The organism is Neptunomonas sp., from assembly GCF_016744175.1.
In the GTDB taxonomy this organism is placed as follows: Bacteria; Pseudomonadota; Gammaproteobacteria; order Pseudomonadales; family Balneatricaceae; genus Neptunomonas.
This window is the reverse complement of sequence record NZ_JADGEV010000021.1, coordinates 59,492-65,767: the sequence shown is the minus strand read 5'-3', so window position 1 is coordinate 65,767 and position 6,276 is coordinate 59,492. Positions and strand designations below refer to the sequence as shown.

Genomic DNA, 6,276 nt, shown 5'->3' with positions numbered 1-6,276 from the left:
CAATGTCTTTAGGTGCCTCTAAAGGAAAGGCTGATGCGAACGCTGATGTAGATAATAAGATAGAGCTTAATAGTAAAGATGTAGTAAATGTTTTCATGATGCTTCCCCTAATTCGATTTGAGCAAAGGATAAACTCCCAAACTGAAACCAGACTGAAAAGAAACTCATTTATCTCAACTAATGTTTGTGACTAAAAAACAAAGTTAAGTAGAAGATGTAAAACCCCTAATGCTAGCAAACCAGCCAAGACATCATCCAACATAATACCTAAACCGCCATCAACATGCTGATCAACCCACTTAATAGGCCAAGGCTTCCAGATATCAAACAATCTAAATAATGCGAACCCAAGCAAGACACTCCACCAAGATACTGGAACAGCTATCATTGTTATCCAAAAGCCCGCAAACTCATCCCAAACGATGCCCGGATGATCATGTACCCCTAGATCTTTGGCGGTTTGACCGCAAAAATAAATACCCACAATTGATGCAAAAACAACTACAAATAAGTATTCAGAAAAAGATAAGTAAGATAATAGTAAAAACAATGGTACTGCCGCTAAAGTCCCAAAAGTCCCTGGCGCTTTAGGTGCAAGCCCACTGCCGAAGCCAAAAGCTAAACAGTGAACAGGGTTACTTAGAATTAGTTTTGCGTTAGGTTTCATACCGTTTCTCTTTTTCACTTATCAAAAGTGATTATATCCGTTAGCTTCAGCAACACGCCACTCTCCTTGAGTGAATAGCTGCAACCCTTTAGCCTCACAAATGGCACCCACAGGTGTTATCTGAACATCATGGCTTTGTAAATCTTCTTGAAGGCTTATCCACTGCTCAGGTGGTACTGTAAAGCACAATTCAAAGTCTTCTCCACCAATTAAAGCCCACTCTTTTGCCGTATGTTCATCTGTAAAATGCATGATTTCTGCAGAGAGTGGTAACGCTGCTGGATTGATCTGAGCACCTACTCCCGACTGTTCCAAAATATGTTCTATATCACCTAACAACCCATCGGAAATATCAATACAAGATGACGCATAAGGTAATATAAGCTGTCCAGTAGAAACTCTTGGCTGGGGTCGATAAAAACGCTGCTGCAAGTACTCTACAACACTATCTGCCGGAACATTTGTTAACAACGTTTCTAACCCGGCTCTACTATCGCCCAACGTACCCGTTACACAAATCAGATCACCAACCTGAGCATTACTTCTGAGCAACGCAGCGTCTTTTTTAACAAAGCCATGCACTTGTGCCGTTAAAGTAAGTGGCCCACGTGTAGTGTCTCCTCCTACCAACTGGATACTGTAAAGTTTAGTAGCTTCAGATAATGCTGAGGAAAAAGAACTCACCCAAGCTTCATCAGCATGAGGTAGTGTCAGCGCAAGCGTTAGCCAGCTAGGTGTTGCTCCCATTGCAGCTAAATCACTAACAGAGGCTCCAAGCAATCGCCATGCGAGCTGCTCAGGTGGAGTATCTGCTAAAAAATGAGTCCCCTCAACCAACGTATCTATGGATACAACGAGTTGCTGCCCCTCTGGAATATTAAGAACAGCGCAATCATCACCAATACCCACTGATACACTTTCCTCACCAGCCTCTTTTTGGCGTTGCTGTAAAGGCTGAAAGTACCGGCGTATCAGTGTAAATTCATCCATGATTGCTTACTTTCCTCGTGCGCCTCTGATCTCAACCATACGAACCCGTTGAGCTAGTTTGTCCAAAATGCCATTCACATAACGATGGCTATCTGTAGCACCGAAGGTTTTTGCTAAATCAACACTTTCATTTATAGCAACACGGTAAGGAACTTCAGGGCGATTAATCAGTTCATAACTACCAATGCGTAACACCGCCAATTCCACAGGATCTAATTCATGTAAACCACGATCAAGAAAAGGCTGAAAGGCTTCATCTAATTCGCTCTTAGAGTGTGAGACACCCTGCAAGATTTCACGAAACAGCTTAACATCTGTGCCAGCCATATCATTATCTACACGAAACTGAGCTTCAATTTCATTAACTGGTTGTCCAGCCATATGCCATTGATACAAGGCTTGCAAAGCGAAACCACGAGCAGAACGGCGCTGTGCCGTTAATGATGTCTTTTTAGCTTTGCGTGGAGCTGGTGAGCTTTCTTCTGTCATTCCAATTACGCCTCAAGGTTACGCAGTAAGCTAACCATTTCTAGTGCAGATAACGCTGCTTCAGCGCCTTTATTTCCCGCTTTAGTACCTGAACGCTCAATCGCTTGTTCGATACTATTAACTGTCAAAATACCGTTAGCAACAGGAATTCCAGAGTCCATTGCTACTTGAGCAACACCTTTAGAGCTCTCAGCTGATACATACTCAAAGTGAGGTGTACCACCACGAATAACTGCACCTAACGCAATAATGGCATCATCTTTTTTCTGTTGAGCAATTTTTTGCACAACCAAAGGAACTTCGAATGCCCCAGGCACACGCACAACACGAATATTCTCTTCTTTAACGCCATGACGTTTAAGTGTATCCAGTGCTCCTTCTAACAAGCTTTCAACCACAAATGCGTTGAAACGACCCACTACGATGGCATAGTTACCATCAGCGGAAACGAAGTCACCTTCAATAATCTGTACTGACATAATATATTCCTGTTAATTACTCATCGCAGGGGATGTATTCAACAATTTCCAAATCAAAACCTGAAATTGCATTAAATTTGATAGGAGAGCTAAGTAAACGCATCTTACCCACACCTAAGTCACGTAAAATTTGAGACCCTGTACCTACCGTCAAGTAAGCGCCAGACGAGCTAAAGTTAGCCGCACGCGTTTTAGGCTGTTTACCCAACACACGATCTAATGCTGTTCCTAGGTCTTCACGCTGGCCATTATCCAGCAATAGAACAACACCCTGCTCTTCCTTAGCAACATATTCTAATGCACGGTGCATTGTCCATTTAGAATCACCATCGCGGTTTACGCCCACTAGATCGCGCAGAACATCACCACGTACATGCACACGAACAATCGTAGAATCATCGGGTTTAATGTCACCCTTCACTAACGCCATATGAGTGACATTTTGAATAGTGTCGTGATAAGTCGTGTAGTTAAAATCTCCGTACTCCGTAGTTAAAACACCTTCATCGGCTTTTTCTACAGTACGTTCATTGGTTGTACGATAATGAATAAGATCAGCAATAGTACCAATTTTCAAACTATGCTTTTCTGCAAATTTTTCTAAGTCTGGACGACGAGCCATCGTGCCATCATCATTCATGATCTCAACGATGGCCGCCGCGGGTGTTAAGCCAGCCATGCGCGCAAGATCACAACCAGCTTCGGTATGCCCAGCACGGCTTAATACACCACCAGGTTGCGCCATCAATGGAAAAATATGACCGGGTTGTACAATGTCTTCTGCCTTAGCATCACCTTTCACTGCTACACGAACCGTGTGTGCACGATCTGCTGCAGAGATACCTGTTGTAACACCGGTAGCAGCTTCAATAGACATAGTGAAATTTGTCGAGAACTGAGCACCATTGCTTTGAACCATCAATGGGAGATTTAACTGTTCACAACGCTCACGTGTTAGTGTCAGGCAAATTAAGCCACGCGCATGCTTCGCCATAAAATTGATATCTTCAGCACGAACTTGATCAGCCGCAATAACAATATCACCTTCATTTTCACGATCTTCATCATCCATCAGGATGACCATTTTACCCTGACGAATATCTTCAATCAGTTCTTGTGGGCTATTTAGCTCCATCATTATCTTCCTGTCTTGTAAGCTTTTAACGCTTCATATAACCATGTTCCGCTAGCGTTGCTAACGTTAATTCACTTTGTTCTTCTTGCGTATGTTCTGTATGACCTGCCATTAGAAGACGCTCCATATACCGAGCAATAATATCTACTTCTAAATGAACTTTACTTCCTACTACATATTGATCCAGTAGCGTCTGTTGCGCTGTGTGCGGCACAATATTCAGTGACAGCAAAGCCCCCTGTACTTTATTAACCGTCAAGCTAACGCCATCAACGGTAATAGAGCCTTTACCCGCAATATACTTTGACAAAGATACAGGAGCCTCAACAACGAGGTGAATAGAACGAGCATCCTCTCGTCGTTCCACCACTTTACCTATTCCATCAACGTGACCTGTCACAATATGCCCACCTAAACGGCTTGTAGGCATCAAGGCTTTTTCCAAGTTAACTCGCTCACCTACTTTCAGTGACTCTAAACGGGTATGCGCCAAAGACTCACGTGATACGTCTGCCCAAAAACCATCTCCAGTCAACGTAACGGCCGTCAAACACACACCGTTGGTCGCAATACTATCTCCCAACTTCACATCCGAAAGATCCAATGTACCTGTTCGAATATATAGACGAAGATCGCCTTGAGCTTGCTCAAGTGCTGCAACCTCACCCAACGCCTCAATAATACCAGTAAACATTACACTGACACCCCTTTAGCAGCGCTCTTATGTGAACCACAAACCTTTTCGCTAAAACTATATGTCAAACGAAGGTCATCACCTAACTGCCGGCAATCTGTCATTGATAACCGTAATTGCTGATCCATTTTCTCCATAGGTAACTGCAATAGCGGACGTGCACTGGAGCCCAATATTTTCGAGGCCATATACACCACTAGCTCATCAACTAAGCCTGCTTCAACAAATGCTCCGGCTAATTGAGCGCCTGCTTCAATGAGCACTTCGTTACATTGCTCCGATGATGCTAAATGACGCAATAACCAACCTAAATCAATTTTTCCATCTCTGGTTTGTGCTGCTAACACATCGGCATTAGGCATATCACGTTCCCCCTGTGTTACCCACAAGGTTCGGCCTGGTTGCTGTAAAATTTTTGCCTCAGGGCTCATCTTACCAGAGGTGTCCAGCACCACGCGCAACGGCTGTTGCTTGGTAATGTCTGCAGCATTCTCTAGGCCTAGTTCAGGCTCACGAACCGTCAAAGAAGAGTCATCTATCTGTATAGAGCCTATCCCGGTAACAATCGCAGAACTCCGGGCCCTTAGTCGCTGTACATCACCGCGGGCAGAAGAACCGGTAATCCATTGGGACTCACCGCTGCTCATCGCTGTTCGACCATCAAGACTCATGGCTAATTTAACTCTAACCCACGGCATCCCAGTTTCCATGCGTTTAATAAAACCCAGGTTTAACTCCGCTGCTTGCTGGCTCAGTAAACCAACACTACAAGCAATACCCGCCTGCTGTAGCATTTTTATGCCTCTGCCCGCTACTTCAGGGTTAGGGTCCCTCATTGCACTCACAACACGAGTGACACCTGCATTGATTAAACCTTCGGCACACGGCGGTGTTCTTCCATAATGGCTACAAGGCTCTAGGGTTACATATGCCGTTGCACCACACGCTGCTTTCCCCGCTTTTTTAAGCGCATTAACTTCGGCATGCCCTTCCCCGGCGCGATAATGAAAACCACGGCCAACCACCTCACCAGCTTTAACTAAGATACACCCGACTCTCGGATTAGGGTTTGTTGTATAAAGCCCCTGCTTTGCTAGCTGAATAGCCTCAGCCATATAGACAGTATCTTCTATGCTCCAATCAGGCACCAACTAACCCTCGAGTACTTTATTTTTAGATGTTCGTATATTAGGTGTCTGATTTTCAGGCGCTTCATCTTCAGACAAGCGTTCAATCTCTTCACGGAACTCATTGATGTCTTGAAAACTACGATAAACAGATGCAAATCGAACATAGGCAACTTGATCCAATTTACGTAACGCAGCCATCACCTCTTCGCCTAACTGACGTGATGGCAACTCTCGTTCGCCAGTTGCGCGTAATCGATGCTTTATATGATGAATACAGGCCTCAACGGCCTCAACACTAACTGGACGTTTTTCTAACGCGCGTTGAATACCTGCTCGAAGCTTTTCCTCATCGAAGGGTTGACGCGACCCGTCTGTTTTAATCAAACGAGGCATTAAAAGCTCAGCAATTTCGAAGGTGGTGTAGCGCTCATGACAGGCAATACATTCGCGCCGCCTACGAACCTGCTGGCCCTCAGCCACGAGGCGAGAATCGACTACTTTGGTATCATTGGCGCCGCAAAAGGGACAATGCATAGTGAAATCCTGTCATAAAAGAGCGTAAGTAAAACAGTGCGTGTTTTACTCAAGATAAAGAGCGATGTATATAACTAATTCATAACCTGTAACGCAAAAAAGGGCGACCTTTCAGTCGCCCGCTTATTCTACCTGATTTAGTGCTTATTTATAAACTG

Annotated in this window: 8 protein-coding genes; all 8 read right to left on the bottom strand. The window is 44.4% G+C overall.

The window, feature by feature from the left end:
• Positions 1 to 190: 190 nt before the first annotated feature.
• The 8 genes from QZZ55_RS11355 to nrdR are packed head-to-tail and all read right to left on the bottom strand — an operon-like array spanning position 191 to position 6,118.
• Positions 191 to 667 (bottom strand): phosphatidylglycerophosphatase A, encoded by a 477-nt coding sequence (locus tag QZZ55_RS11355; RefSeq protein ID WP_293267443.1) that lies wholly within the window; start codon positions 665 to 667, stop codon positions 191 to 193.
• 21 nt (positions 668 to 688) lie between these two features.
• Entirely contained in the window at positions 689 to 1,657 is a 969-nt protein-coding gene (gene thiL / locus QZZ55_RS11350; protein ID WP_293267442.1) for a thiamine-phosphate kinase, read from the bottom strand.
• A gap of 6 nt (positions 1,658 to 1,663) precedes the next feature.
• Positions 1,664 to 2,146, bottom strand: coding sequence for a transcription antitermination factor NusB (nusB, locus tag QZZ55_RS11345; RefSeq protein WP_293267441.1), 483 nt, complete (start codon positions 2,144 to 2,146; stop codon positions 1,664 to 1,666).
• 5 nt (positions 2,147 to 2,151) lie between these two features.
• Positions 2,152 to 2,625 carry a 6,7-dimethyl-8-ribityllumazine synthase gene (gene ribE / locus QZZ55_RS11340; protein ID WP_293267440.1) on the bottom strand — a complete coding sequence of 158 codons (474 nt, stop codon included), beginning with the start codon at positions 2,623 to 2,625 and terminating at the stop codon, positions 2,152 to 2,154.
• A 16-nt stretch (positions 2,626 to 2,641) separates the two neighbouring features.
• Positions 2,642 to 3,760, bottom strand: a complete 1,119-nt coding sequence (gene ribBA / locus QZZ55_RS11335; RefSeq protein ID WP_293267445.1) for a bifunctional 3,4-dihydroxy-2-butanone-4-phosphate synthase/GTP cyclohydrolase II — start codon at positions 3,758 to 3,760, stop codon at positions 2,642 to 2,644.
• A gap of 25 nt (positions 3,761 to 3,785) precedes the next feature.
• The gene (locus tag QZZ55_RS11330) at positions 3,786 to 4,454 is read right to left on the bottom strand and encodes a riboflavin synthase (protein WP_293267439.1); all 669 of its coding nucleotides are present in this window, start codon (positions 4,452 to 4,454) and stop codon (positions 3,786 to 3,788) included.
• Positions 4,454 to 5,602 carry a bifunctional diaminohydroxyphosphoribosylaminopyrimidine deaminase/5-amino-6-(5-phosphoribosylamino)uracil reductase RibD gene (ribD, locus tag QZZ55_RS11325; protein WP_293267438.1) on the bottom strand — a complete coding sequence of 383 codons (1,149 nt, stop codon included), beginning with the start codon at positions 5,600 to 5,602 and terminating at the stop codon, positions 4,454 to 4,456. The genes QZZ55_RS11330 and ribD overlap by 1 nt, the downstream gene beginning before the upstream one ends.
• A 3-nt stretch (positions 5,603 to 5,605) precedes the next feature.
• The gene (nrdR, locus tag QZZ55_RS11320; protein WP_293267437.1) at positions 5,606 to 6,118 is read right to left on the bottom strand and encodes a transcriptional regulator NrdR; all 513 of its coding nucleotides are present in this window, start codon (positions 6,116 to 6,118) and stop codon (positions 5,606 to 5,608) included.
• Between the last annotated feature and the right edge of the window lie 158 nt (positions 6,119 to 6,276).

What these genes read in the sequence shown, in the direction of transcription:
- QZZ55_RS11355 (WP_293267443.1), bottom strand. Translation starts at nt 667, where the DNA reads ATGAAACCTAACGCAAAACTAATTCTAAGTAACCCTGTTCACTGTTTA.
- thiL (WP_293267442.1), bottom strand. Translation starts at nt 1,657, where the DNA reads ATGGATGAATTTACACTGATACGCCGGTACTTTCAGCCTTTACAGCAA.
- nusB (WP_293267441.1), bottom strand. Translation starts at nt 2,146, where the DNA reads ATGACAGAAGAAAGCTCACCAGCTCCACGCAAAGCTAAAAAGACATCA.
- ribE (WP_293267440.1), bottom strand. Translation starts at nt 2,625, where the DNA reads ATGTCAGTACAGATTATTGAAGGTGACTTCGTTTCCGCTGATGGTAAC.
- ribBA (WP_293267445.1), bottom strand. Translation starts at nt 3,760, where the DNA reads ATGGAGCTAAATAGCCCACAAGAACTGATTGAAGATATTCGTCAGGGT.
- QZZ55_RS11330 (WP_293267439.1), bottom strand. Translation starts at nt 4,454, where the DNA reads ATGTTTACTGGTATTATTGAGGCGTTGGGTGAGGTTGCAGCACTTGAG.
- nrdR (WP_293267437.1), bottom strand. Translation starts at nt 6,118, where the DNA reads ATGCATTGTCCCTTTTGCGGCGCCAATGATACCAAAGTAGTCGATTCT.